This window comes from Exiguobacterium sp. s161, assembly GCF_018619045.1.
GTDB lineage: Bacteria > Bacillota > Bacilli > Exiguobacteriales > Exiguobacteriaceae > Exiguobacterium_A > Exiguobacterium_A indicum.
In genome coordinates this window covers 14,931-38,533 of sequence record NZ_JACSNH010000002.1, presented here as the reverse complement: position 1 = coordinate 38,533, position 23,603 = coordinate 14,931, and the positions used below count along the sequence as shown (strand labels likewise).

At 38.8% G+C, this 23,603-nt stretch carries 28 protein-coding genes; 14 read left to right on the top strand and 14 right to left on the bottom strand.

Going from position 1 to position 23,603, the window contains the following annotated elements; translation table 11 throughout:
• The first annotated feature begins 9 nt into the window (after positions 1-9).
• A complete protein-coding gene (locus KNQ14_RS07695) occupies positions 10-993 on the top strand; it encodes a heavy metal translocating P-type ATPase (protein WP_214853265.1) in 984 nt (327 codons plus the stop codon).
• 200 nt (positions 994-1,193) lie between these two features.
• Here KNQ14_RS07695 and KNQ14_RS07690 read toward each other — a convergent pair whose 3' ends face one another.
• The 4 genes from KNQ14_RS07690 to KNQ14_RS07675 all read right to left on the bottom strand — a co-directional run bounded on the left by KNQ14_RS07690 (position 1,194) and on the right by KNQ14_RS07675 (position 5,363).
• Entirely contained in the window at positions 1,194-3,323 is a 2,130-nt protein-coding gene (locus KNQ14_RS07690; RefSeq protein WP_214860477.1) for a heavy metal translocating P-type ATPase, read from the bottom strand.
• Positions 3,316-3,684 carry an ArsR/SmtB family transcription factor gene (locus KNQ14_RS07685; RefSeq protein ID WP_214860475.1) on the bottom strand — a complete coding sequence of 123 codons (369 nt, stop codon included), beginning with the start codon at positions 3,682-3,684 and terminating at the stop codon, positions 3,316-3,318. Before KNQ14_RS07685 ends, KNQ14_RS07690 begins: the two co-directional genes overlap by 8 nt.
• Before the next feature lie 200 nt (positions 3,685-3,884).
• The gene (locus tag KNQ14_RS07680; RefSeq protein WP_214860473.1) at positions 3,885-4,460 is read right to left on the bottom strand and encodes a recombinase family protein; all 576 of its coding nucleotides are present in this window, start codon (positions 4,458-4,460) and stop codon (positions 3,885-3,887) included.
• A 183-nt stretch (positions 4,461-4,643) separates the two neighbouring features.
• Positions 4,644-5,363 carry a peptidoglycan DD-metalloendopeptidase family protein gene (locus KNQ14_RS07675; RefSeq protein ID WP_214860471.1) on the bottom strand — a complete coding sequence of 240 codons (720 nt, stop codon included), beginning with the start codon at positions 5,361-5,363 and terminating at the stop codon, positions 4,644-4,646.
• A 230-nt stretch (positions 5,364-5,593) separates the two neighbouring features.
• Between KNQ14_RS07675 and KNQ14_RS07670 the strand changes: the two genes are divergently transcribed.
• The 4 genes from KNQ14_RS07670 to KNQ14_RS07655 all read left to right on the top strand — a co-directional run bounded on the left by KNQ14_RS07670 (position 5,594) and on the right by KNQ14_RS07655 (position 9,173).
• The gene (locus KNQ14_RS07670) at positions 5,594-6,292 is read left to right on the top strand and encodes a cytochrome c biogenesis CcdA family protein (RefSeq protein ID WP_034786404.1); all 699 of its coding nucleotides are present in this window, start codon (positions 5,594-5,596) and stop codon (positions 6,290-6,292) included.
• Between the two features lie 37 nt (positions 6,293-6,329).
• On the top strand, positions 6,330-7,136 hold the full coding sequence (locus KNQ14_RS07665) for a hypothetical protein (RefSeq protein WP_214860470.1): 807 nt from the start codon (positions 6,330-6,332) through the stop codon (positions 7,134-7,136).
• A gap of 103 nt (positions 7,137-7,239) precedes the next feature.
• Positions 7,240-8,505, top strand: coding sequence for a HAMP domain-containing sensor histidine kinase (locus KNQ14_RS07660; protein WP_160315906.1), 1,266 nt, complete (start codon positions 7,240-7,242; stop codon positions 8,503-8,505).
• Complete coding sequence (locus KNQ14_RS07655; protein ID WP_029343435.1) at positions 8,502-9,173, top strand: response regulator transcription factor; 672 nt, start codon at positions 8,502-8,504, stop codon at positions 9,171-9,173. Before KNQ14_RS07660 ends, KNQ14_RS07655 begins: the two co-directional genes overlap by 4 nt.
• Positions 9,174-9,233: 60 nt before the next feature.
• Here KNQ14_RS07655 and KNQ14_RS07650 read toward each other — a convergent pair whose 3' ends face one another.
• Positions 9,234-9,806 carry a YdhK family protein gene (locus tag KNQ14_RS07650; RefSeq protein ID WP_029343434.1) on the bottom strand — a complete coding sequence of 191 codons (573 nt, stop codon included), beginning with the start codon at positions 9,804-9,806 and terminating at the stop codon, positions 9,234-9,236.
• Between the two features lie 344 nt (positions 9,807-10,150).
• Between KNQ14_RS07650 and KNQ14_RS07645 the strand changes: the two genes are divergently transcribed.
• From KNQ14_RS07645 to KNQ14_RS07635, 3 genes are all read left to right on the top strand, one after another.
• A complete protein-coding gene (locus KNQ14_RS07645; RefSeq protein ID WP_214860468.1) occupies positions 10,151-11,509 on the top strand; it encodes a multicopper oxidase family protein in 1,359 nt (452 codons plus the stop codon).
• Between the two features lie 91 nt (positions 11,510-11,600).
• Entirely contained in the window at positions 11,601-11,927 is a 327-nt protein-coding gene (locus KNQ14_RS07640; RefSeq protein WP_071908772.1) for a four-helix bundle copper-binding protein, read from the top strand.
• A 322-nt stretch (positions 11,928-12,249) separates the two neighbouring features.
• Positions 12,250-12,930, top strand: a complete 681-nt coding sequence (locus KNQ14_RS07635) for a response regulator transcription factor (protein ID WP_047394277.1) — start codon at positions 12,250-12,252, stop codon at positions 12,928-12,930.
• Between the two features lie 37 nt (positions 12,931-12,967).
• On the opposite strand, the gene KNQ14_RS07630 is transcribed toward KNQ14_RS07635, so the two are convergent.
• A complete protein-coding gene (locus KNQ14_RS07630) occupies positions 12,968-13,471 on the bottom strand; it encodes a PCYCGC motif-containing (lipo)protein (protein WP_371743339.1) in 504 nt (167 codons plus the stop codon).
• A 432-nt stretch (positions 13,472-13,903) separates the two neighbouring features.
• Here KNQ14_RS07630 and KNQ14_RS07625 point away from each other — a divergent pair, with 432 nt between their 5' ends.
• A complete protein-coding gene (locus KNQ14_RS07625) occupies positions 13,904-15,910 on the top strand; it encodes a heavy metal translocating P-type ATPase (RefSeq protein ID WP_214860466.1) in 2,007 nt (668 codons plus the stop codon).
• Between the two features lie 231 nt (positions 15,911-16,141).
• On the opposite strand, the gene KNQ14_RS07620 is transcribed toward KNQ14_RS07625, so the two are convergent.
• The 8 genes from KNQ14_RS07620 to KNQ14_RS07585 form a co-directional block, all read right to left on the bottom strand.
• Complete coding sequence (locus KNQ14_RS07620) at positions 16,142-16,411, bottom strand: type II toxin-antitoxin system RelE family toxin (protein ID WP_214860465.1); 270 nt, start codon at positions 16,409-16,411, stop codon at positions 16,142-16,144.
• The gene (gene relB, locus KNQ14_RS07615; protein ID WP_214860464.1) at positions 16,408-16,632 is read right to left on the bottom strand and encodes a type II toxin-antitoxin system RelB family antitoxin; all 225 of its coding nucleotides are present in this window, start codon (positions 16,630-16,632) and stop codon (positions 16,408-16,410) included. Before relB ends, KNQ14_RS07620 begins: the two co-directional genes overlap by 4 nt.
• A gap of 234 nt (positions 16,633-16,866) precedes the next feature.
• Entirely contained in the window at positions 16,867-17,202 is a 336-nt protein-coding gene (locus KNQ14_RS07610; protein ID WP_214860463.1) for a YolD-like family protein, read from the bottom strand.
• A 310-nt stretch (positions 17,203-17,512) separates the two neighbouring features.
• Positions 17,513-17,989 carry a tautomerase family protein gene (locus tag KNQ14_RS07605; protein ID WP_214860462.1) on the bottom strand — a complete coding sequence of 159 codons (477 nt, stop codon included), beginning with the start codon at positions 17,987-17,989 and terminating at the stop codon, positions 17,513-17,515.
• Positions 17,989-18,462: a heme-degrading domain-containing protein gene (locus tag KNQ14_RS07600; RefSeq protein ID WP_214860461.1), complete on the bottom strand. Its 474-nt coding sequence runs from the start codon at positions 18,460-18,462 to the stop codon at positions 17,989-17,991. The genes KNQ14_RS07605 and KNQ14_RS07600 overlap by 1 nt, the downstream gene beginning before the upstream one ends.
• 41 nt (positions 18,463-18,503) lie before the next feature.
• A complete protein-coding gene (locus KNQ14_RS07595; protein WP_214860460.1) occupies positions 18,504-19,343 on the bottom strand; it encodes an aldo/keto reductase in 840 nt (279 codons plus the stop codon).
• 217 nt (positions 19,344-19,560) lie between these two features.
• Positions 19,561-19,890 carry a winged helix-turn-helix transcriptional regulator gene (locus KNQ14_RS07590; RefSeq protein WP_058705278.1) on the bottom strand — a complete coding sequence of 110 codons (330 nt, stop codon included), beginning with the start codon at positions 19,888-19,890 and terminating at the stop codon, positions 19,561-19,563.
• A gap of 214 nt (positions 19,891-20,104) precedes the next feature.
• On the bottom strand, positions 20,105-20,656 hold the full coding sequence (locus tag KNQ14_RS07585; RefSeq protein ID WP_214860458.1) for a hypothetical protein: 552 nt from the start codon (positions 20,654-20,656) through the stop codon (positions 20,105-20,107).
• A 76-nt stretch (positions 20,657-20,732) separates the two neighbouring features.
• Here KNQ14_RS07585 and KNQ14_RS07580 point away from each other — a divergent pair, with 76 nt between their 5' ends.
• The 5 genes from KNQ14_RS07580 (at position 20,733) to KNQ14_RS07560 (ending at position 23,350) form a co-directional block, all read left to right on the top strand.
• Positions 20,733-21,065 (top strand): hypothetical protein, encoded by a 333-nt coding sequence (locus KNQ14_RS07580; RefSeq protein ID WP_371743338.1) that lies wholly within the window; start codon positions 20,733-20,735, stop codon positions 21,063-21,065.
• Positions 21,066-21,344: 279 nt separating this feature from the next.
• A complete protein-coding gene (locus KNQ14_RS07575) occupies positions 21,345-21,599 on the top strand; it encodes a hypothetical protein (protein ID WP_371743337.1) in 255 nt (84 codons plus the stop codon).
• A 43-nt stretch (positions 21,600-21,642) separates the two neighbouring features.
• On the top strand, positions 21,643-22,287 hold the full coding sequence (locus KNQ14_RS07570) for a hypothetical protein (RefSeq protein ID WP_214860456.1): 645 nt from the start codon (positions 21,643-21,645) through the stop codon (positions 22,285-22,287).
• Positions 22,259-22,939, top strand: a complete 681-nt coding sequence (locus KNQ14_RS07565; RefSeq protein ID WP_214860454.1) for a hypothetical protein — start codon at positions 22,259-22,261, stop codon at positions 22,937-22,939. Before KNQ14_RS07570 ends, KNQ14_RS07565 begins: the two co-directional genes overlap by 29 nt.
• A 102-nt stretch (positions 22,940-23,041) precedes the next feature.
• The gene (locus KNQ14_RS07560; RefSeq protein ID WP_214860452.1) at positions 23,042-23,350 is read left to right on the top strand and encodes a hypothetical protein; all 309 of its coding nucleotides are present in this window, start codon (positions 23,042-23,044) and stop codon (positions 23,348-23,350) included.
• Positions 23,351-23,603: the final 253 nt, after the last annotated feature.

Here is a 23,603-nt window from a genome sequence, read left to right as displayed (position 1 = left end):
GTTTCCGGGATGGACTGTAGTAGCTGTGCTAAGACGATCGAACAACACTTTCAAAAGATGCAAAATGTCCAGACCGTCACAGTTTCGTTTGCCCGTGGGGAGATGGAAATCGACCATCAGCTGGATGCTCGACAAGTCCAAAGCGAGCTGAACAAGATCGGTTTCGATGGATACGTCAAGGGAAAGAAAATGTCCGAGGCACCGGTCCGGTCGTTCGAGGGGATCTCCTTGATCCTGTCCGGGATTTTGATTGGTCTGGGATTGCTCATCCAAACGAGCGGAGTAGCGTATCTTCCGAATGTTTTGTACGGTATCGCCTTGATCCTCAGTGGGGGGAGAGTTTTCCGGAGTGCCTATTATGCCGCCCGTGCCCGCTCACTCGACATGAAAGTATTGATGAGCGTAGCAGCCATCGGTGCCGCATGTATCGGGGAGTGGCTCGAGGGAGCGACCGTCGTCTTCCTCTTTGCCATCGGCAATTTGCTTCAGAATCGCTCCCTTGCGCGGACGCGCAATTCCATTCAGAAACTGATCGAACTGTCTCCGAAGGAAGCCTTCGTGCTGACGGACGGGGACGTTAGACGTAAACCGGTGGAAGCGGTGCGAGTCGGAGAAATCCTCCGGATTCGACCAGGTGATCAGGTTGCACTGGACGGCACGATCCTGAACGGGACGACGACCATCAATCAAGCACCGATCACGGACGAATCGATTCCTGTCGATAAGAAGGAAGGCGATCACGTATTTGCCGGAACGCTCAACATGGATCGTTCGTTCGACATGATCGTCGAGAAGACGTATCAAGAGACGACGCTTGCGCACATCATTGAACTGGTCGAGGAAGCGCAGGATAATAAAGCACCGAGTGAAGCGTTCATCGATCGTTTCGCGAAAGTGTATACACCGTTCGTCTTCCTAGGTGCATTGTTGCTGATGATCGTCCCACCTTTACTCCAACTTGGTAGTTGGGGAGAGTGGTTCTATAAGGGGTAGCGTCAGGAAAATGCGGATTTACAATGCTAAGGAAATTCCCATACTAAAAAGCCAAATTTCTCAACATCAATTGAGAAATTTGGCTTTTTCCGTTGCTCAGTTAAAGCGTCCTTTAGTTGTATATTTCCTGTTAATATCCCTTTTGAAGCATAACATTGTTTTCAATGATCGCACCCGATAGTTGACGCCCATTTTAGAACCTATTCTTTGATTTTCAATAAGCGTAAACTGTTTAATGTTACAAGTAAAGTTGCTCCCATATCAGCAAATATAGCTATCCAAAGTGTTAACCAACCGGGCATGACCAAAAGTAATGCCACTAATTTAATCGCCAAAGAGAAGGTAATGTTTTGCTTGATGATTGCTAAAGCCTTACGGCTTAATTTTATTGTATATGGCAATTTACTCAAATCATCAGACATTAAGGCGATGTCAGCCGTTTCTAAAGCTGTATCAGTTCCAGCACCACCCATTGCTACACCAACGGTAGATGCCGCAAGGGCTGGAGCATCATTCACGCCATCTCCGACCATCCCCACACTTTGATGTTTTTCTCGAAGTTCTTTAATAAAATTAAGCTTATCTTCTGGAAGTAAGTCAGCTTTAATATCCGAAACACCAGCTTGTTTTCCGATGGCTGTTGCCGTTCTTTGGTTATCGCCTGTTAGCATCACTGTTTCGATTCCCATATTGTTCAACTTGCCGATAACTTCTTTAGACGATTCCCTCATTTCATCGGCTACGGCAATAAACGAAAGAATTTCTTTTTCTGTTCCTAACACCATCACCGTTTTACCTTGAGTTTGCATATCGGCAATTTTTTCTTTCCTATCGCTTGAAATGCTTCCGTGTAATTCCTCAAAAAGATTTGGACTTCCCACATAATACATTTCATTATTTATTTTGGCTTTAACGCCTTTACCTGTAATGGATTGAAAATCCTCTACTGTTACTTCGTTGAATTTTAATCCATTTTCTTCTGCTTTTCGCATAATCGCTGAAGCAAGAGGGTGCTGTGATCCTTTTTCAATGGCTGCTGTTATGGTCATTAATTCATTTTCATTTCTACCATATGTCACAATGTCTGTTACAGCAGGAATCCCTTTGGTTAATGTTCCTGTTTTATCAAAGGCTATCGCTTTTAAGTGTCCTGCTTCTTCTAAATGGATACCACCTTTAATTAAAACACCATTTTTCGCTGCATTTCCTATTGCTGTAACCACAGCAACTGGAGTTGAGACTACTAAGGCACAAGGACAACCAACCACTAATACAGCTAAGCCTTGATAAATCCATTGGCTCCAGTCTCCGCCAAATAATGGTGGAACTACCGCAATTAAAAGAGCTAGTATGACAATAGCTGGTGTATAGTATTTTGCAAATTTATCGACAAACGCTTGAGAAGGGGCCCGTTCTGCTTGGGCTTCTTCTACCAAGTGAATGATTTTTGAAAGAGTAGTATCTTCAACTCGTTTTGTTACTTTAACCTCAAGTAACCCTTCTTCATTCAAGGTTCCTGCAAATACTTCATCATTTGTGGTTTTCGTTACTGGAACACTTTCACCTGTAATCGCAGCCTGATTTAATGTCGATGTACCTTTAACCACTATTCCATCCATTGCTAACTTTTGACCGGGCTTAACAATCATGATGTCTCCAACTTGAATATCATCAACATGAATCATCATTTCTTCATTGCCTCGTCGAATTAACGCTTCTTTTGGGGCAATATCCATTAAAGATTCAATAGATTGACGTGCTTTATCCATTGAATAACGCTCTAATGCTTCACTAATCGCAAATAGGATAACAACGGTTGCCCCTTCACCCCATTCACCAATGATTGCAGCTCCTATAATTGCAATAGTCATAAGCGTATTCATATCGAAATTTAATCTGCTTAGATTTTTGAGACCTTTAATGAATAACGAATATCCACCGATTAAAATGGACGCTGCATAACCAATTGTCGGTAGAACATGCTCTTCACCATACTGCTCTCCTAAGAACCAGCTAACTACAAGTAAAAGAGCTGATATATATACCTTAATGTTTTCTTTCTGCTTCCAAAAAGGTTCTCGTTCTACCCTTTGTTCTTTTTCATCTCGAATTTTTAAATTTTCAAATGCTCCTGCTTTTTCTAATTCTTCAATGGTTGTCGTCCCTTTAACATAAACTTTAGATGCTCCGAAATTTACTTTCGCATCCTGAACACCGGGAAGTTCTTTAACATTATTTTCAAAAATGGCTGCACAGTTAGTACAAGTAAATCCTTGAACACGATAGGCTTTCATTTCTTCTTCAGACAGTTTTGCTTTCCCACTAGACATTGATCTTCACCTCTTTCTTATGTGCCAATGCAATCATCATAATTTGTCTGATATGCTCATAATCTAATGAATAAAATGCAAGTTTTCCCTCTTTTCGAAACTTAACAATCCCTTGCTTATGGAGCGTTCGCAGGTGATGAGACGCATTTGCAACCGTAACACCTATAATATTTGCTATATCACACACACACAGTTCGTCATCTTGACATAAAGCATAGGTAATTTTTGCTCTATTTTCATCTGCAATAGCTTTTAACATTTGGGCAACACTAGAAATATCTACTGTCTGTAAATTACCTTGTATTCGATTGACCTTTTCTTCGTCATAACAATAAATTTCACAAGTATCTTTCTTAATCACATTCTCACCCCAATATCATTCAAGTGTTTATTTGAATATAGTATAACAATTTTTAATAATTCATTCAAGTGTTTATTTGAATGAGTAAAAAAATTCATAAAAAAAGAATTGGAGTACCCAATTCTAATAACAAAATAACCAAACTGCATAAGACTTTAAGTACATAACATTATCTGGCCAATTAATGGAATAGGACTGAACTATTTGTTCTCTTCCGATAGCTTTCTATATAATGAAGCCCTAGACACATTTGTAATTTCACAAATTTGATTTACAGTCATATTTCCTTCTTTATATAGCTTTACTGCATAATTCATTCCCGCATGATTTTTATGATATTTCTTTATCCGACCTTTAAACTTTCCTTCTTTCTTAGCCATCTCAATCCCTTCACGTTGACGCATACGGATAAGATCTCTCTCTAACTGGTTAACACCAGCCATTACTGTAATTAAGAATTGGCTGTATGGATTATCCTCTGATAAATCTAGCCATGTATCCTTGAGTGATTTTAAGCTGGCTTTTTTCCTTCGTATGTAATCGATCAATTCAAATAAATCTTGTGTACTACGAGTAATTCGAGTTAAATCTGTAACATAAATGGTGTCACCATCTTGTAAGTCCTCTAACATTTTTTGAAGTTGCTCACGTTCCTTCGTTGCCCCAGAAACTTTTTCTTCGTATATAATATCCATTCCGAATTCGCTTAGCTGCTGAAATTGTCTTGAAGGGTTTTGACTAGTTGAACTGACACGTACATAACCAATTTTCCGCAAAATATCACCTCACTTTTGAGACAAGTCTTATGAGACGCTAGATCACAGCAATCCACTTCAAAATAAATGACTTGATGAAGTCGCTTCAGATCATAGAAAAACCCTCATTTCGACGTCGAAATGAGGGTTTTTCTATGATCTGAAAAGATGCTGTCTTAGGACATCCTCTCTTCTTTTTTTAGGTTACAAATAGTTCAATGGGTTGACACTATTCGCTGCAGAATAACTGCTGTATTTATAACTGTTTTTATGAATCTCAAAGTGTAAATGATTTCCGAACGAGTTTCCTGTATTCCCAACTGTTCCAATCTTCATACCTTTAGAGACTGTCTGACCACTTTTTACCGAAAGACTATTCATATGAGCATAAACGGTTACGTATTTTTGATTCTTTAGACTATGTGAAATCATAACGTGTTTACCATATGCACCGCTGTTTTTAGAGATAGTGACTTTTCCACTCGCAGAAGCATAGACAGGTGTGCCTTTTGTTGCAGCTAGATCAACGCCATTATGGAATGTATAACCGTAAGCGCCATTAGATTTTCCGTATCCTTGGGTCAGCCTCCCTTTAGTAGGAGAAGCAAAAAGAGACTCATTATACGTCATTTTTTTTGCAACGTGGCTCTTATATTTTTTTAGGTAAGAACTATAGATATACCGTGTGTTCCCTTTGTAAAGTACTTTTGTCCAAGCTCCTTTTTTTCCTAAATAAGAAAAAGTCTGACCAGTGTTAGTCACGCCGACTATATTGTAATTGAGAGAAGGACCAGTCCGAACACGGAGATTGTCTGTCTTTACTTTTACTTTATATGCACTACTTGCTTCAACTTTTGGGCTATGCATTGAAAAAGTTGTTGTGAGTAAGACGCTAGAAGCGATAAGTATTACCTTGTTTTTCATTAGTTGTACTCCTTTAAAGATAAAGATACGGTGACAAACGATTTGTTAAAAGGAGTATAGCATCACTATATTACAAAAAAGTGTATCAAATTCATTTCAAAAATTGATACGAGATTTAATCAAAAAATGCATAGTTTTTTCACAAACAGATTTTATGTTTAAAATTAAACACATTTCTTTTTTATACATCTTAAAAAAAGATTTATTTTTTAGAGTTCGGGAGGAATTTGATGGAGTTATCTTTTTTGTTAGCTTTTGGAGCAGGGTTTTTATCTTTTATCTCGCCATGTTGCCTAGCTTTGTATCCTGTTTTTCTATCTTACATTACAGGAATTTCAGTTACAGAGTTAAAAGAAAATAAAAAGTGGAACTGGAATGGTGTTCCCCATACATTCGTTTTCTTACTTGGATTTTCGAGCGTATTTTTAGTGATGGGTTTTTCAACGTCATATTTGGCTGATTTTTTTATAGTGTATAAAGATGTTCTACGGATGAGCGGTGCACTTATTTTATTCATATTCGGTGTTATTTTAACTGGTCTGTGGACCCCAATATTTTTACTTAAAGAGCGAAGAATGAACTTAGGAAAAAGAAAGCGTGGTTATATCGGAACGTTTATTGTCGGAGTCGGATCGGCTGCTGGATGGACTCCTTGTACAGGACCAATCCTCGCTGGAGTTATTGCTTTGATCGCCACGAATCCTAGTAATGGATTTTTATATATGCTCTTTTATGTACTAGGTTTTTCTATTCCATTTTTCTTGATGTCGTTTTTGGTCGGGAAATCCAGATACTTAATGAATTATTCTTCAAAGGTTATGAAAATAGGTGGCTGGTTTATGATTTTATTAGGTATCATATTGTATTTCGATGGTCTGACGAAACTAACTACAATATTGATTGATTTTACAGGGTTTAGAGGGTTCTGACGCTCTATTTTCTATTTCGAAAGGAGATGCATCGTAAATGTCTCGTGAAAATGTCCTGATAATGGGAGTAGAGGAAAACTGGAAAGTGATGGAGAACATAAAACAACTTAAACCTGTAAGTATAGATATTCATATTTCTTCAAAAGAAGGATGGGTTCGAAAGCTATTTCCTGATTTTAAATATTTTGATTCATTTTCAAAAAAAGAATCAGAAGAAGGGTATATTAGTAATCTGATTGAATATTGTACTTCTCAAGAAATAGGCTGGATTATCCCTTTAAGCGAACAAGAAGCATCTACGTTATCAAAACATAAGTTGAAAATGAGAAAAAATAACGTAGCGTTTATAACATCCTTTGACTGGGATAAAACAGTACTTCATGATTCATTTTCGGTTCAAGGTAATACTTTCACTTATTCTTTTGACCAGATAAAGAATGCGCCTGAAGGTGTAAAGGTGGGGAAAATTAATGCATATGTCGATTATCGATCTAGTGAAGTGATTTGCTGTTTTATGAGAGAAGAGTATGAACGGTACCAAGATACTGTTCTTTCATACGAGGTGTTTGCCAACTCGATTTTAGAGGAGTGCGTAGCAATAATTGCTCAAAGGCTTAATATAAAGGGTTCTTTTTCTTTCGATTATCAACGTGATTCGGAGGGAATGTATACGATTACAAAAATAGAATGTTTCATGACGCATTCTACTCGTGAGGCTAATTTTAGTGATTATGATTTCGCTAATTATTTGTGGAGCAATATTCAAGGAATTGTCCTTTTAAAAGAATCAAATGATAAAAGCTCTTTTGTGTATCGCCTAAATGAAGAATACTTTCTTTTCTAAATCTCAACAGTTTGTTTTTATATGTAATCATCTTAAATGAGAAAGGTACTTTATGAATAAACTTTCATTTAAAATAACGTTATTTTATTTTTTCGGGATTCTCATGATTTTCATTCTCTCATCTGCTATTGTATACAACATTCTTGAGCATCAACAAGTAGAAAGTGAACTGGAGAGCCTTCAAGAGAGAGGCAATAGTCATCGAGATGTTCTTTCCACTAACTTCGACAAGCAAACAGTTGAACACGTTGTTTTAATGGAGGAAAAGGCGATGACTGATGTGATTATCTTAGACAAAAATAATCAAGTCGTCGATTCATCTAACGACGCTGAACAATTTTTGAACCCGGATTGGATTCAAAAAAAGGATGGAATCGTAGAAGGTAATTGGAGAGAGGGCAAATTTTTAGTGACGGTGAGTAATATTGAAGATGGCGGTCAAATAATCATGTTAGAGCCGACGAAGTATATACAGCATTTGATGGGGGAATTGAAACAACAAGTAGTGTTCTCTCTATTCTTGTTAGTACTTTTTCTATTAGTAAGTGTTTATTTTTTGAGTTATATCATTATAAAGCCACTTTTATCAATGAAAGAGGCAACGGTAAAGTTAAGTAAAGGCGAGGTGCTGAAAATCAGAGAAGCTGAGAGAAGCGACGAAGTAGGAGATTTAGCACGAGCGATCACTAAGTTATCTGTTGATTTACGTCACATTCAAAATACAAGAAAGCAATTTCTGACTTCAATCACACATGAATTGCGTACGCCGATTACCTACATTAAGGGATATGCAGGACTCCTCAAAAAAGACGAATCGAGATTTGGAGATATTATCTATGAGGAATCCGAAAGACTTCAAGAACTGATTGAGGATTTGTTTGAACTTGCTAGATTGGAAGAGCCACATTTTCAAATAGATCCTCAGATCACAGAGATGAATGATTTCTTAAAAAAAATCAGTGAAAGAATAATTTTTAAATTTGAGGAGAAACAAGTGAAATTAATTCTTCAAATTAATAAAACTCCCATCTACAAAGAGATAGACCAAGCTAGATTCGATCAGGTTCTCTTAAATTTACTGGATAACGCGCTAAAATATACACATGCGAACAAACGCGTATTTTTAAAACTTGATGAAAACTTTATTGAAGTTACGGATGAAGGTGGTGGTGTGGATGAGCAATCACTACCGTATCTTTTTGATCGTTTTTATCGAGTAGATTCTTCACGAAATCGTGAAACAGGAGGTACTGGGCTCGGTTTGGCTATCACGAAAGAAATAGTTGAAGCGCACAAAGGGACCATCGTAGCTATTAATGTAGAAAACGGGCTGAAGGTTGTCATTGACTTGAGGGGGATTCCAGGATGAGAACCATTGCTTTGGTAGATGATGAGAATCGAATGTTAGAACTGATTGAACTCTATCTGCAAGACAGTTATACCTGTATTAAGCTGAACAGCGGAAGAGAGATATTGAACTTGATTGATGTAGATGAGCCTGACTTAATCATATTGGATGTGATGATGCCTTTAATGGATGGTTTTGAGACCTGTCAAAGGATAAGGGAAGTTTCGAATGTACCAATCATTTTATTGACAGCACTCGACGGAAAAGAAGAAATCGTAAAAGGATTACAACTGGGAGCAGATGATTACATTGTGAAACCGTTCGACGAGGCGGAATTGAAGGCAAGAATTCAATCGATTTTCAGACGAACTACAGTTTCTTCAGGATCAAAAATCGAATCGTCGGGTCTAATCTTAAATGAAGACGCCCATGAGCTGTATTATGATAATCATTTAGTCAAAGTCACGCCAAAGGAATTTTCATTACTTGCTAAGTTATTAAAAAATCCAGAACGTGTCTATTCAAGAGAGGAACTGCTCTCAAGTTTATGGTTAGCAAATGAGTGGACAGATGAACGAACGGTCGACTCTCATGTAAGAAACTTAAGAGAAAAACTTAGGAAACTCGAGTTTCCTATTGAAGAACACTTTCGCACAGTATGGGGAATTGGTTACAAGTGGGTTCCTTAAATAAGGAGAAATAAGACAAGAGAGGAACGGTTAAAAAACCGTTCCTCTCTTGTTTATCGTTTATTCTGCAGATAGTTCGTCTTCAGTCACCCATTTATGATTTTTCACTTCTTCACCTGTAGTCGATTCGAAATCAATCATATACACTGTTGTTTGCTTAGCTGAGTCGATAGTGGCCGTAGCATCCTTCATTCCTTTCATATGATCCGCGTCTACTTTTACTTCATCGCCTACTTCATAAGGAGATGACTTGGCATCTACAATCTCTTCTTGAATAATCCATTTATGATTCGTGACGCGTTTCCCGCCATTTGTAGGGTCATAAGAAATGCTATAAGCAGTAGTATCATAAGCTCCTACAATTTTAGCCTCGGCCCCTTTCATGCCTTCCATATGTGCTTCTTTGATCATCGCCATGTCGCCAACTTTAAATTTAGGGTTTTTAGCCTCTTGGAGCCCTTTCGGAACCTCTTTCGATCCAGACATGTCCATCGTCGAATGATCCATACCGTCCATATTTTTATCCATGCTTCCTGTTGATTTAGAATCATCACCATTGCTTCCGCACGCAGCGAGTGCTAAAGAAAGCGAAGCAGCCATAGTTGTCATAAAAATCTTTTTCTTTAATTTCATAAAAATTACCTCCAATTGTTTTTTTTATGCTTTCCATAGACTCTATCACATAAATTTGCAGAAACATTGCAGAGAGCAGAAAAGTAACACATTGAAAAAAACTATAAAATTCATGGGTGGAAAGACATATTTTTTTCACAATCATTCTTTAAGTTAAAGATAATAATTAATTGAAGGGAATGATCCATGTGAAGAAAAGATGGTTAATCGCAACTATCGGTATCTTTACTCTCATGATTATAGTGGGCGGTTCGTATTTACTTTTTATCCGAGGTACTATGCCAAATAACAAACAGCACATGAAATCTATGATGAATGGAGGGAACACTACTACAAATCAGACTATGATGGAAGGTATGGGACATGGCGCGAGTGTCGATTTAAAATCAACTGAAGAAAAAGAGCGACGATTGAACATCCCTAAGATGCTAAAATCCGATCGTGAAACCAAGAATTCCATTCAATACACGATTGTCGCTAAACAAGGGGAGACACAGTTTTTCCAAGATAGTAAAAAAACTGAAACTCTAGGATATAACGGAAATTATTTAGGTCCTGTAGTGGAATTGAAAAAAGGAAAAATGGTAACAATCCGTACGGTGAATCGCTTATCAGAAGCGACTACATTCCATTGGCACGGTCTTGTTGTACCATCATCCGTAGATGGCGGACCACATCAGGTCGTGAAAGCTGGTGAAACGAAGGTAGTAAAGTTTAAAGTGAAGCAAGATGAATCGACATTGTGGTTTCATCCACATCCAATGGGGAAAACTGCTGAACAAGTATACAAGGGGTTAGCAGGATTGTTGTACGTAAAAGATGAAAAAACTAAAGAGACGATGCTACCTCAAAAATATGGTGAAAATGATATTCCATTAATTCTTCAAGATCGAAAAGTTAAAAACAGGAATGTCCTTGGATATGCTGATGTAGAAAAAACAGATGGGGCTTTAGGCGATACCCTCCTCGTAAACGGTACGATTAATCCATATTTCAACGTAAAATATTCGCAACTTAGAGTCAGATTGATAAATGGCTCCAATGCACGTAACTACGTAGTGAAGCTATCTGACGGTTCATCCTTTGAAAAAATTGCTGATGATGGTGGTTACATCTCAAAACCGAAAAACGTAAAGAAAATTGAATTAAGTCCAGGCGAACGTGTAGAGGTATTGGTAGACTTTTCAAAAAGAAAAATTGGTGAGACTGTTTCATTTGAGACGAATGGAGTAAGGGTCGTTAACTTCAAGCTGAAGGATAAACAAGGGACGAACCTAAGTGCATTGGCGCCGAAAAGTGGATATGAAAAGCCGCTAAAGACCTTGTCTACAGTGAATCAAAAGTTAACTCTTTTCGGGATGGGCAAAAATGTTGAAATCAATGGGAAAAAGTTTGATGAGAAGAGAATCGATATTAAAGCGAAACAAGGAGAAACCGAAATTTGGGAGGTCTATAATAAAAAAGACATGATGGGTGGAATGACTCATCCCTTCCACATTCATGGAGTCCAATTCAAAGTATTAGAGCGAAACGGACAGAAACTGGATAATCAAGAAGCAGGTCTAAAAGACACTATCGCTATAAAACCAGATGAACGAGTTAAGATTCAGATGACTTTCAAGGAAAAAGGGGTATTCATGTACCATTGCCATATCCTTGAACATGAAGAGAACGGAATGATGGGTCAGTTGAAAGTGGACTAAAAAATAGGTGAATGTTTTCATCTTTTCTTCACAAACTAAGGAAATAGACTTTGTGTAAGTCAAAAAAGACGGAAAATGGAGGTATTTTAGAATGAATACTGGACAACAAGAAATCTTAGGTGCCCTACACAACTGTATAGTGACTTGTAATGAATGCTTTGATGCGTGTTTGAGTGAACATCATGTTTCTTCGATGGCAGAGTGTATACGTCTAGACAGAGATTGTTCTGAAATTTGTAGTCTTTTAGTACAAGCTATTTCTCGAAACAGCAGCAATATTGATGTTCTTGCAAGAAGCTGTGTTGAAATTTGTGAAAGATGTGCCGACGAATGTTCGAAACATGATCATGATCATTGTAAAAAGTGCGCTGAGGCCTGTAATGAATGTGCAAAAGTCTGTCGTAAATTAATTGCTTAAAGCGAAGTGTTAAAAATGAAGGAGCATCTATGTCGCCATGCCGAAAAAGGTATGAGCTAAAAAGCTGATGCTCTTTCATTATTTATAAGCACTAAGATACTTAGTTATGAAAAAGTTCATAACCCTTATAGACCAGTAGTATGGTGAGAGAAAATAAGGATACATAGAGGATAACGATCAAACTCTTCATAAACACTTTCATGAAAATCAACTCCATTCTATAGGTTGAATTGATTATATAGAAAGTTCGTGAAATTTATGAGGAAATAGACTAACAATCATTTATTATTAAAAAATTTTAATGTAAGAGGTGGTGACTAGGATGGATAAAATATTAATTGTTGATGATGAAATAAGAATGAGGCAATTATTAAGACTCTATCTAGAACCAATAGGATATGAATGTAGTATGGCGAATGATGGGATCGAAGCTTTAGAGAAAGTGAAAAAAGAAACCTTCGATTTGATTTTATTGGATGTAATGATGCCGATGTACGATGGATTCGAAGTATGTAAGAAAATAACGGATTCTCACCCGGAAGTCCCTATCATCATGATAACGGCTCTAAATGATGCTGAATCCATCGTCAAAGGACTAGATGCTGGAGCTACAGATTATGTAACAAAGCCGTTTAACGGGGACGTACTTTTAGCAAGAGTTCGGTCTGTCATGAGAAGGAAAGCAAAAGAACCCGTTATCTACCACGGACTTACGTTCGATGAGAGCAACAATTTAATTTTACTAGATGGCAAGTCGATTGACTTTACACCAAAAGCACATGCATTACTGCGACTATTCCTTCAACATCCTGGAAGGCTGTTCAACAGACTAGAGCTTTATGAATTCGTTTGGTCTTATACGTCAGAATCGGATCCGAGGACAGTTGATTCTCATATTAAGATGATTAGAGAAAAGTTAAGAGAGTTAGATTACCCGATCGATAGGCATCTGAAAACAATTTGGGGGAGAGGATATCGTTGGAGTGAGGATGAAACGAAATGACACTCTTGCTATAGGAGCAAAAGTGTCATCATAAAAATCATAAGGGAGTCGGTGTCGGCTTCGAGTATCCATCTTTATATGAAGAATCGATTGCAGAACGAATTTCTTTAACCGATTCTCCGTCCCGTTGCTTCAAAATAGACTTTACAGCAATCTCGAGACAGGTGCTGCATGTCGTTCCGTGACTTGTCCATTTCACCGATCCATTCGTCGCGTTTTCTTCTATAAAGCAATCATAATTATTTTTATGATTGACTGTTTCACCGCAACCGCAATAGCAAGGTATTTTCTCTAGTAGTTCACGATTTTTCCCTACAGCTTGATAAACATTTCGTACATCTTCAGGTTGAGTTTTTAAAAACGTAGGAAGTATCAACGATGATGATGTTTCTTCAATCTTGTCACCGCTCATATGTTTCGCATGATCTACCTCCTTTGAATGATTGGGAGTAGAAGACTTCATCGGGGATTGAGCACAGCCGACCGCAATCAGGGATAGGCTAATAAGACTTACGCTTTTTAAGAGTATGTTAAGTTTCACGATTGGATTCTCCTTAGAGATAATTTTGTAGGTGCATAAAACAAAGCTTTTTAATTGCGTTTTTTATATTAGCTCATTTGTCTGTTCACGATAGTACCTATTCGTTCATTTGACCATAGTCTTCATTAGTTCAGTTAATTCATGAATTGTCATCAATCATTTGATGTCTACCTCGAACTTGTCCTTTAATTCTTTTTAAAGTTTCAGTACTTGTGATTTTAGCGCTAAATAGTCCTATTCAAACAAATGGTCTCATTTTTTAAAATATATCCTATACTTGTATGATAATTTTTATTTTTTAGTGTGTCAAAATACATTTTATATTTATATATATAAGTTTAACTGGAAGTAAAAACGAGATGTAGCTCTATATAGTCATGATCTCTCTATATACACCATACAGGTATATAGTACGTAAAAGGAGGTTTTCTTATGGATCACCATATCCATCACGAACATACTCATCATGAAGACCAACAAATGAGTGCTTCACATCATGAACATGAAGGAATGATCGGAGACTTCAAGAAAAGATTTCTCGTATCGTTAATGTTGACCATTCCAATCCTGCTACTTTCCAAAATGATTCAAGAATGGTCGGGTATCAACATTAGCTTTCCATATGACGACGTTGTTTTGCTTTTGCTATCCACAACTGTCTACTTCTACGGTGGATGGCCGTTCTTAAAAGGTAGCTTAGACGAAATGAAACAAAAAAATCCGGGGATGATGATGTTGATCGCTTTAGCGATTAGTGTTGCATACTTTTATAGTGTGGGCATCATCTTAGGTCTAGGAGAGGGACATGACTTTTTCTGGGAGTTAGCAACGCTCATAGATATTATGCTTTTAGGACATTGGATTGAAATGAAGTCAATCATGGGCGCGTCTAACGCGCTACAAGAATTAGTCAAATTGTTACCCAGTATTGCGCATCGAATTGATGATGAAAAAATAGAAGATATTGCGGTGTCGGAATTACAGACTGGTGACGTGATTCTGATCAAACCTGGGGAGAAAGTTCCAGTTGACGGTAAGATAATAAAAGGAGCAACAACAGTTGATGAATCGATGCTGACAGGTGAATCTCTTCCCATCGAAAAGAAAATGGACGACAACGTAATTGCTGGCTCCATTAATCAAGAAGGAAGCTTGACTGTTGAAACGAAAAATACAGGTGAAGGCACGTATTTATCGAAAGTGATCGAATTAGTCAGCGAAGCGCAGGCATCTAAATCTAAAACACAAAATTTAGCGAATCGTGCAGCAAAAATTCTCTTCTATGTCGCTGTTTTTGCCGGTGTGTTGACATTTATCATTTGGCTTGCATTAGGATATCCGCTCAGCATTGCTATCGAACGTATGGTGACTGTCATGGTTATTTCGTGTCCCCATGCACTAGGACTTGCAGCGCCATTGGTCGTCTCTGTCTCGACGGCGCTGTCTGCTAAGAAAGGTTTATTGATTCGAAATAGGACGCAGTTTGAAGATGCACGGAAATTAGACGCCATTATTTTTGATAAGACAGGTACTTTGACGCAAGGTAATTTTGGTGTGACGGATTTGATGCCGGTTGATGAAATTTCCTCAAACGAACTACTTCGTCTAGCAGCGGGAGTCGAACGTTCATCACAACATCCTCTTGCTAAAGGTGTAGTAAAAAGAGCAGAAGAGCTACAACTATCACTTCCATCGATTGAAGATTTTATGTCTATTACAGGAGTCGGATTGGAAGGGAAAGTAGAGGGCACGTTAATTCGTGTAGTGAGTCCTCGATATATTCGTCAAGAAAAAATAACGGTTGATGAGCTCGCTTTTGAAAAATTATCTGAAGAAGGAAAGACTGTCATATTTGTATTGAAAAACAAGCAATTACTAGGAATGATTGCACTTGCTGATTTAGTAAGAGAAGAAGCGAAAGAGACTGTGACTGCTCTTAAAAATAAAGGCATAAATTCAATCATGCTCACTGGTGACAATAAAAAGGTTGCACATTGGGTTGCCAAACAGTTGGGTATTGACGAAGTTCATGCAGAAGTTTTACCTGATGATAAATCAAGACAAGTAAAGAACATTCAATTGGAAGGTAGGAAAGTAGCCATGGTGGGTGATGGCATTAATGATGCACCCGCACTGGCACAAGCTGACGTAGGGATTGCGATTGGTAGTGGAACCGACGTGGCAGTCGAAACCGCTGATATCGTACTGGTCAGAAGTAATCCGAAAGATGTTCTCTCTATCCTTGAACTTTCCCGAAGCACTTATAACAAAATGATTCAAAACCTATGGTGGGCAGCTGGTTATAATATTATAACAATACCACTAGCAGCCGGCGTTCTAGCTCCCTATGGTGTGATCTTATCCCCAGCCATTGGGGCAGTACTAATGAGTCTTAGCACCGTCATTGTTGCTGTAAATGCTAGAACGTTAAAAATATGAAATCATTTGAAGTGATTTCAGAACTTATTAGTAGCCAAGCACTGGATTTAATCGCGTGTAAAAAGTCTATGAGTATTCGAAGACTTTTTACACGCGATTTTAATTTTATTAGAATATATGATGATGATTTATATAAAGAACAAATTTTTATTGCAATCATTATATAAAACGGTCGTTAAACAGACATATTCAAAAACTCATATGCTTACTTGTATATGAGCAATAGATGCCTTATTTATAAATGTCACGACGATGACCGATTTCAAGAATTAAGATCACGACTTTTTCATCCTGGATGTCAGCAATCAGACGATAATCACCGATGCGATAACGCCATTCACCCGATCTGTTCGAGACGAGTCCCTTGCCATGACGACGCGGATCATCCGTCCCGACCAGATTCTTCTTGATCCAGGACATGATGATCCGCACTTGTTGGGGATCCATCTTTTTGAGAGACTTTTGAGCTCCGCGCTCAAACGCTACTGTATATGCCGTCATTCTAAATCAAGTTCTTTCATCATATCGTCGAAAGAGATCGCTTCTGATTTTTTACGGTGTGCTGACATCGAATCATGATAGAGTTGTAAATCGATTTCATCTTCGATACGATCGAGGACGGCATCGCGAACGAGTGTAGAAATCGTGATGTTCTTTGCCTTCGCATATTCCTTGATGAGTCGTGTATCCTGATCATCTAGACGTACGGAAATGGTACTCATGATTATCAGCTCCTTTGTAATACATTGTAATACAAATCGAGCTTTTAGTACATATAATTGAGTAGGATAATCTAGAATAAACATTCTCTACAAGATGAAAATTCGCTGCTGAATATCATGAATAAGTACTATGTGATGTCAGAAGTGGATTAGATCATGTTCAAATTGAACTAAACATAGTCATTCGTCCTTATTTTGACCATGTTTAGGTAATCGATGACCATAATTTTTTCTTCACTCCGTTAGATTGACACTTAATATTTGCTTGAACGAGACGATTTCGACGTCTAGATTTCGTTTGACGAGATGGACCTCCTCCTGTACATAATCGAGCTTCTCAACGAAGGCGTCGAAACGATGCGTCAACGGACCATTCATTGCTGTCACCGTGACAATGTCTCCACTGAAGATGGCATCGTTCAAGGCGTTCTCGATCGTCCCATCGATCGATCCTTCTGTGTCCTCGAACTTGAGATGATGTACCTCTTGGTAATAGCGTTTCAGCAATCCTTTGTGTTCGGGCATGAGGAACGGGATCCACTTCTTATTGCCTCGGTCTTCATAACTCATTAAAACCACTCCTTTTCATAATAAGAACATTTAAATCACTCCTTTTTATAATAAGAGCATTTGTTCCTGTTATGTTCCTCCTTTCTGACGTTTTCAATCCGTTTTTTTCGACGTCTCATCAATTCCTCCGTTTCTAGGGATGAAAAAAGGCAGTGACGAGGATCTCATCACTGTTCCAATAAATTTCGAAAAGAAAATTGATAAAAGCTTTTTTCTTTACCCATTCTGTTATACTCATTCATTTTTTATGAATGAAAATCGATTTTTTACTAAGCTAAAATCATGTTATTAAAGAACACTAATTTGAATATTAAATCAATCTTCTACTCTTCGTTAAAAAATCTTCATTTCTACCTGTGACACTGTTTTGCGCCCAATTTCCTGGAGGCATTTCTCGAATAAGAATCAATATCTTATCTCCCGGTGCAGGGGTGAAAAGCGAGAGAACTTCAGTTAACTTATTCACCCAAGCATCTTTTATTTCTTGATCGAACGTATCCCACACATCGATCGTCAAGATAGCCATTCCTGCGACAGGAGTGACGTCTGTTGCATAAGACGCTCGTGTCTGCCAATTCGTTATGCGACTCTCGGAAGAAAAGGTCGGATCGGATGCCATGGCACCCGCTTTTCCAAAGTTTTCTGGTTCTTGTTCGTGAATCAAGACTTGAATCTTGTCAGGAATCATGTTCAATGTCTCGACCGTTATATTCGTCAGTTGATGGATGAGTTGTCGTTTCGTATCACGTGACATCGCTGGCCAAGTATTTAGAGAAAGTAATGGCATCAGAGCACCTCCCGTTCGTTTAGATAAGTACGCAATGCATTTACTACGATCGTATGATCTTCTTCAGGAGTTAACCCCGAAATTGTGATCATTCCGACAATCAGTCCACCATCCAGTATGATCGGGAAAGAACCGCCGAAAGCAAAGCTTGAGTCTAGTCGGTGTTCCTCGTTATACGTCATCTCGCTACATGCAGTCCGTAATTGCATGAAGTAAGAACTGTGAAGATGATAGTCGACGACTCGTTTTTTTCGTTCGATCCATTCGCCATTGATGCGGGTCGTACCTGGCATCTTATAATGGAACATCGACGTACCATTGACGGTAATATCAATGGCGATGGATACGTTGTTTTTCTGTGCTTCTTGAATCAAGGTCAATCCTAACGGAAAGATATCATCGTGTGTGAATCGCTTAAAACGTAAAGTATGTTCTTCCTGTTGTGTCTGTTGTATCAAGTCTTCAATCGACATTGGTAAGCTCCTTTTCAGATCGGATAAAGTGTTCATGTTAATTAAAAGTCAAACGTATCTGGATCCGGTCCACTCCGAAGGTTTTCATTCAATTGGTTTAATCGTTCCATATCTTCTGGAAGGATTTCGAAATCAGTGATGCGCAGATTTTCTTGCATCCGTGAAGGCGTCATGGACTTAGGAATCGTGATGATACCCTGCTGAATATCCCATCGAAGAATGATTTGAGCAGCTGATTTCTTGTATTGTGTAGCGAGCTCCTGAACGACCTCATTTTCTAGAAGTTCCGCATTCATAAGCGGTGACCAGGCTTCAATTTGAATCCCATGTTCGCTACAGAATTGACGTAACTCTGACTGAGTTAGCTTCGGATGGAGTTCGATTTGATTGACGACAGGTATGATGGATGCATGTTGCAGTAAGTCTTCGAGATGGTGGATTTGAAAATTACTCACACCAATCGCGCGGACCTTGTCCGTTTGATACAACTTTTCAAGTGCATTCCAAGGAGCTTGATACTTGGCTTTCCCTGGCCAATGGATCAAGTAGAGATCAAGGTACTCCAACTGCATTTTTTCTAAGGATTCTGCGTAAGCAGCAAGTGTTTCTTCATATGATCCATGTGCATTCCAGACTTTTGATGTCACGAATAGTTCTTCGCGTGTTACGAGTCCTTCTTCGATAGCTTTCGCAATGCCTCTGCCGACACTTTGTTCGTTACCATAGATGGCTGCAGTATCGATACTACGATAGCCTTCGCGAATCGCAGTCACGACTGCTTGCTCGAGATCCGCGCCGTCCTCGACACGAAATACACCATATCCGACTTGGGGCATGTCCACACCATTGTTTAACCGTACTGTAGAGATTTTCATATTCATCTAGCTCCTTTATCAAAATTACAGCAAAAAAATCATGCTGTATGTGTGACATCATCATATCGGGAGCAATCAGAAATAAGAAGACGGCACTTTAAAGTTCCATAGTCACCAAAAAGTGACTTTTCCTAAATCACAGGGGCGAGGGAAGTAAAAAAAATCAAACAGCAAACAGCCCTGCATTCGAAAATGCAGGGCTGTTTAGGGAAGTACAGAAAAATTAACAGCTATTCTTCAAGTGTTCATTTTGGAGATGTTGCTCTCCCCAGTCACATAAGACATCCATGGTCGATTTTAATGATCGTCCATAGTCCGTTAACTCATATTCGACCTTAGGTGGAGCTTGGTGATAGATGACACGTCGAATGACACCGTCCTGTTCTAATTCTCTTAATTGCTGGACCAGCATTTTTTGAGAGACATTCGGCATGCGACGTTTCAACTCACTCGTCCGGTACTTATCTTTAAACAAGTGGCACAAGATGACGACTTTCCATTTCCCGCCGATTACTTTTAAAGCAGCTTCGACAGGAATACTAAATTTACTCAACACGATAACTCCTTCATCCATAAAATTAAAATACAATGACTGATTCCTTCGTTAAAAGAATTACCAAAACGAAATATAGCATAAGTTGTACTTTATTCAAAAGAAGTGAACTCTTATGACTAAATGAACTAGTATTGAGCATTACTCGTGTTGTAAAGCAGGACGTTAGCAAAATATCCGATTTAGTTTTCCTTAGGCGTAGCTTTACGTTATTTTATTTTTCTGCCTCTGCTTCATACTTCTCTAAAAATTCATCAACAGAGACCTTTTCATTTACTTCACTCGTTGATTTACTCGTGGAAATGGTGTGGGACGGTCCTTTCAAATTATCTGGACTTGATTGGATTTCAAGCACTAATGTATCACCTAAACCCGTTTCAAGCCCACTTCCAAAGTTAAAAGTTCGTGTTACATAAGCTTCAGCATAATTTCGTTGATTTTCGGAGTACACTTTTACGTTAGAAATCTTATAACTAAATGAATGTAGCTGTTGTTTATCCACTTTTGTACTAGATAGAAAAATTAATACAGCCTCGTCGCGTGAAGATAATCTCGATTGATTAGTGTGTGCTAACGGCGTATTGTTTAAAAAATCCGCTTTTTGTTGCTCCAGGACCTTCGTGAAAAAAGTGAGGGCTTGCTCCTTTGAAATCGTGCTTTCAGTTTTTTCCTGTGAAATATTAGAAGTCGCTATTGCGTTACTGATCAAAAAGCCAGAAGATAGAAGTACACCTAAAGAGAGTGATAATAAAATAATTTTCTTCAATATCAAAACCTCTTTCTGTTGAATGGATAATGTTACTATATAACAAAAAAAGCCAATAAAGGAAAGGTTGAAAAAGATGGGTAAATCGAATTCTAAGAAAAAGAACAGAAAGAAAATAGTCCTGATCTGTTTCGGAACATTAGCTATCATCGTACTACTCATGCCGATCCTATCACCGGTTCTGTTTACGGATGCTTCGCCGAGAGGTGCTCTAAGACACGAACTTTATAAAGAAGGCTATTTCTATCAAAGTTACTTTGCAATCATTACGGAACAAGATCCACAAGCGGAGCGTTACCATATGTTTTGGTACCATTGGAAAAGTGAAACATGCGGAACTCCTTTTGTCTGTTATTCGAAGAAGGTGAGTGAAGAAAAGTATGCGGTCTCTTGTAGTACAGGTCCATGACCTGATTTTTCGGAGAAAAATCTTAAATAAGAAAAGTAGATACATCATGCGAAATAGGAGTGCAGACTGGTGCGATGGAAGCGTACGTAGTGCTGCACTCCTTTTGTAAAAAAGAAGATATAAAAGAAAAAATCATACCCCAAACATCATAAATGTAGACCAGACATAGAAAAATTCCAATAAAACTTAATAAAAGAAAGTATCGTAATTAATAGTTGTATAATAACTTCATGAAATAAACATATTCAAAGAATACATATGTCGGAGGAGACGTCGATAGTGGTACCGTTTCTTGGTCTTGGTGTCGGGATATTCTTGTTGACGTTAAGCATCTATTTCATTCGGTCGAAGCATGCGTTGAAGACGCCTTTAGCAGGACACGGAGATAGCGTCGACACGGTGGATTCATTCGTACTCAGTATCATTTTGTCAATTGGCGTCATCTTATTTTGTTCGTTGACCGTCAGACATTATGGTTATGTCTGTGTCTTAGGTGGACTGTTCATACTATACGTGGTCAGCGCGGCATGGTGAGACCTATAAAAATGTAGAAGGTAAGATAAAGGGAGCACAAATCATGATTCAATTAGTAAAACAAATCGACGATCGTGTGTATCACATCGTCTTTCACCAAGAGGGGCGCACTTTATTCTGCCGGGAAGGTGTTGCCCAAAAAGAGCAGGCAATCGATAGCGAGGATATGGTGGAAAGGAATGAAGAGTCTGCAACGAAGCGGATTGTTTTTAAAAATCCGTTCCTCGCGTATCGTCAGAAAAAAACGTGGGTTCGTGAAAAATTAGACTATGGTTACATCCGGTCACCTTTTGCTCTGTCTGAAGCGATGGATTTTCGAGCCGACCGACGCATCATAAAGTTGCGTATTTTAAGCGCTCTATTGATCTTGTTCAGTGGATTACTGACGCTGACTGATATCTTGCCAATCCCAGGATACATAACACTCGTCGTTCTGATGATTTTCTGGCCGATGCATCTCGAAGGGAAATCTGCACGTGCTCGCATGTATCGTTGGTCAGGAGCACTTTTCATGTTAGCCTTAGCGGGCTCATCGAAAAACTATTTATCACCGATCAATCTATCGATTAACGGAGCGGTCTGTCTCATCTCAGGATTCATTCTCCTGTTGTATGCGTCAGGACAATTACAGGAACTTGCGACGAAAGGAATCACATATCATGACGAATCAACAAACGAAGGTGAGTGAACTCAAGCGCGACAATGGTCAAGCGACCGACTACTGGGTCAGTTACCGGATGGGGCGCACGCTGTATCAGGTATCCGTGCAAGAACAAGTGGATGGTCAAACGGATGAAGGGGAGGTCGTCAAAGAACGTTTTCCGTTTTATTTCGGGATGGCGAAACGAATGCTTGAGTTAGCGGAAGCGAAAGAAGCCCTTGGGTTTCGACCGTTGACCGAAGAAGAGAAAGCAGCGCCCGTCATCGAGGAAGAGGAAGCGCAGCTCGATCCTGCATTCTTTAAGCCCGCTATTAGGTACGCCTGGTTGATGCTTGGTCTCGGCATTCTTCTTTTTCTCCTTCCTTCGCCAATCCTGAACGGACTTGCGTTCGGGCTTGGCTTATACGTCTGGTATGAGACGTTCGGACAGCCAGGAATGCCGCGCAGCTATCAAAGGTATTTCCACGGGATGCTCGCGGGATTGACGATCTTACAGGTGCTATCAGCGTTAGAGTTCGAGCGCGTCGCGCAACCGTACTATGCGACGATTTGTGTGATTTCCGCGGTCGTACTAGTGCTGCTCGTCGTTCGGCACCGCTTGAAAGAGACCGATCAAATCGGTCAGGAGGAAAGTATTCGGGTTAGGAAAATAAAGGACTATTCTGACGTGGATCTTTAAAAACCCCTTTGCTTAACTTTTAGAAGGCTAGAAGAGTCTGTATTGCTGTAAAATATAGGTATCACTCGCATTTTATCAGCCTATTGAAAAGGAGAGTAAATCATGGAGTTACAATGGAACGATAAGACTATTCTTGAACTCATACTCATCATCTGGGTGATCGGTGCCATCGTCATCATCGTGAGTCAGGCGCGGAGTAAGAAAAGCTTGAAAGCTAGCTTGATTAGCGGAACGATCATCAATCTTCTTTATACGACGGGCATTTCATTACTGTGGTTTTACACGATTGCTGTCGATGGGATCAGTCAGGTGTTAGTCGTCTATTTCTTCGTCGGCATCTTTACAATCCTTGAGTTTCTGTTCGTGATCGTTTTGTTGATCGTAAAACGCAAAAAAACAACAATTTCTTGATTAGTAAGGTAAGGTTAGTTAACACTAAAAAATCTTTAGTTTACATAATGAAGTAGAAGAAGGCATGTCTCTTCTTCTACTTTTTTGTAATTATGCAATCGATTGCATTCGTATGCCAATTTAACATCCAGTAAAAGGAATTATATTTCTTGCAAAAAACTAGTTTTTATTTCACACGATTTATGCAAGAATAGAAAACAACAAACTTCGAGAATTTTTAGAAAAGTGAATGACTAGCTATTCATCCTGTTGA